This is a genomic window from Oleiphilus sp. HI0132, from assembly GCF_001635845.1.
This window is the reverse complement of the sequence record NZ_LWGJ01001154.1, coordinates 1-2,984: the sequence shown is the minus strand read 5'-3', so window position 1 is coordinate 2,984 and position 2,984 is coordinate 1. Positions and strand designations below refer to the sequence as shown.

Below are 2,984 nucleotides of genomic sequence, written 5' to 3'. Positions count from 1 at the left end.
CGGCCCAGACCCATACGAACACCTGCTAGCAGCGCTTGGAGCATGCACAGCAATGACCATTCGCATGTACGCCACCCACAAAAAATTACCACTAGAGCATGTTGAAGTATCGCTTTCCCACGAACGCAATTACGTAGACGACTGCAGTAAAACAGAAGATGGAAACTCAAAAATGGAAGCCCTGATTCGCAAGGTGCAACTAATAGGCCCATTAAGCGCCGAAGAAAAAGAGCGCATTATACAAATTGCCGACCGCTGCCCAGTGCATAAAACCCTGCACAACAACCCGCATGTGGTAACCACTTTAGTCGAATAGACCTACTACCATCTAATGCTTTTAATTTATAAACACTAACCCTTAAATGATCCAAAACCTGTTTTTATCAGTAAGACTATTAAAAGAAACAAACATTAATGTTTATTTATAGGCTTACTGGTAATGACACACCCTTCAGAACCGAACTTCAGTAATCATTCTAAACCCATATTATCCGACGATGAAAAATCACGGATAATAGAAATGGCATGGGAAGACAGAACACCCTTTGAAGCCATTGAGCTTCAATTTGGTCTGACAGAACCTCGCGTTATTTCATTAATGCGCGCTTCACTAAAACAAAAGACCTTCAAAAACTGGCGTCAGCGCGTGAGCGGTCGTAAAACCAAACATTTATCATTAAGGTCTTTTACCACTGGCCGTGCATATAGCCCGACGCAATATAAAAACAAGAACTAAAATAAAACACAAACCAAAAGACAAACGCCATGCAAAGCTATAAGACATTACGTTTAATATTAGGCGACCAATTAAACGCCGATCACTCTTGGTTTAAAACGAAAGATCCAAGCGTACTTTATGTTATTGCCGAACTGCACCAAGAACAAACTTACGTAAAACATCACGTGCAAAAAACCTGTGCATTTTTTAAATCGATGCAAAACTTTTCCGAAGCATTAATAAAAGCCGGGCACCATGTTCGCCACTTAACCCTCGACGATACCGCTGAATATAAAACACTTAACGAACTACTCATTAGCATCGCAACAACTCATCATTGCTCAGTAATTCAGTATCAGCGACCAGACGAATATCGGTTGCTACAACAATTAAATGAACTATCAGCAAAAACAAAACAAACCCTTGAAATAACTTGCTTTGACACCGAACACTTTATCTTGCCCTTTGAAGATATTCCAAAGTACTTCAACCAAGGCAAACATGTGCGCATGGAAAACTTTTATCGCGCCATGCGCAAACGCTTCAATATATTAATGGAAAACGACAAGCCCATTGGCGACCAATGGAACTTCGATGCTGATAACCGCAACACCTTCAAAAAAGATGACCTAGCGGCCATTCCACAACCATTAATATTTGCCAATGAAGTCAGCGATATATTGCAACGCTTAAAGCGTCACCAAATCAAGGTTATGGGCAAACAAGAACCTAACTTATTGTGGCCATGCAGCCGTGCGCAATCAAAAAAAATATTGCAGCATTTTTGCACAACCTGTTTGCCTAATTTTGGCCGGTTTCAAGATGCCATGACGCAAAATTCCGATCATGCTTGGAGCCTATATCACTCGCGCTTAAGTTTTTCTATAAATACCAAAATGCTACACCCGCTTGATGTTATTCAAGCTGCCATTAATGCATTTGAGAAATCACAACAAAACCCTTCCATTGCACAAATAAATTTAGCTCAAGTGGAAGGTTTTATTCGCCAAATATTAGGCTGGCGCGAATACGTTAGAGGCATGTACTGGATCAACATGCCAGAAATTTCAAGCCTCAACGCACTTACTGCTACCCGTCCACTGCCAAAATGGTTTTGGGATGGAAACACCAAAATGAATTGCCTAAACAAAGCCATTACACAATCACTCAACTACGCATACGCCCACCACATTCAGCGCTTAATGATAACCGGAAACTTTGCTTTGCTTACCGGACTTAACCCAGATGACGTAGACGCTTGGTATCTAGGTATTTATATAGACGCAATAGAATGGGTCGAACTACCCAATACTCGTGGTATGGCGCTGTCGGCAGACGGTGGGTTAATTGCCACAAAACCTTATGCTGCTAGTGGCAACTACATAAATAAAATGAGCGACCACTGCAAAAGCTGTCACTACTCAGTAAAAGAAAAAACCGGCAGCAAAGCGTGCCCATTCAACAGCCTGTACTGGCATTTTTTAGATACTCATAAAAAAACGTTTAAGAAAAACCCAAGAATGGCCTTCCCCTATAAAACATGGCATCGTATTGACGAGCCACAACAATCTGAAATTTTGCAGCACGCTCAAAAACTGCTAGATAACCTCGACACTCTATAGCGCAGTAATGGTGATCTACTTTTAGACAATACGCGTACTACTTAGATAAATGCAGAAACACAGGTACATACACTATGAACTCATTTTTTGCGAAAACCCTAGGTCAAAACAGCTTAATATTGGCGAGTTTTATAGTCGTACTCCTCGCCAGTTTCTCAAGCTCAGCCGATCCAAGCCTAGAGTATTCGAGCCTTGAGCATTCAAACTGTGACCCCATGCTTGAGTTTGAAACAAACAAACTGCATTCACACAAGACCGTCAATTTTTGCGAAAAATTTAATGACAAGGTATTACTGGTTGTCAATACAGCGAGCCACTGCGGCTTTACTCCTCAATTCAAGCAACTGGAAAAGCTATATCAAAAATACAAAGATCAGGGCCTTGAAATTGTCGGCTTCCCATCGAATGATTTTAATCAAGAATCCAAGTCCGAAGAGCAAACGGCTAGCGTATGCTTTATAAACTTCGGCGTAACTTTCAACATGGTTTCCACAAGCTCAGTCACTGGTGAAAAGAAAAATGAATTTTTCAAATCATTAACCCAAAAAACAGGTATTGAACCAAGCTGGAACTTCAACAAATATTTAATAAGTAAAGACAAGAAAACCATTCAGCATTTTCAATCGTCTGTACAGCCAATCAGC

At 40.8% G+C, this 2,984-nt stretch carries 4 protein-coding genes; all 4 read left to right on the top strand.

All coding sequences use genetic code 11. From position 1 onward, the window contains the following. The coding region (locus A3766_RS16040) for an OsmC family protein (RefSeq protein WP_197479598.1) at nucleotides 1-316 on the top strand (316 nt) is incomplete at its 5' end. A 123-nt stretch (nucleotides 317-439) separates the two neighbouring features. Then, on the top strand, nucleotides 440-736 hold the full coding sequence (locus A3766_RS16035; RefSeq protein ID WP_068511006.1) for a TIGR03643 family protein: 297 nt from the start codon (nucleotides 440-442) through the stop codon (nucleotides 734-736). Nucleotides 737-765: 29 nt separating this feature from the next. After that, the gene (locus A3766_RS16030) at nucleotides 766-2,340 is read left to right on the top strand and encodes a cryptochrome/photolyase family protein (RefSeq protein ID WP_068511008.1); all 1,575 of its coding nucleotides are present in this window, start codon (nucleotides 766-768) and stop codon (nucleotides 2,338-2,340) included. A gap of 215 nt (nucleotides 2,341-2,555) precedes the next feature. Further along, a partial coding sequence (locus tag A3766_RS16025; protein ID WP_197479597.1) for a glutathione peroxidase occupies nucleotides 2,556-2,984 on the top strand: 429 nt, incomplete at its 3' end.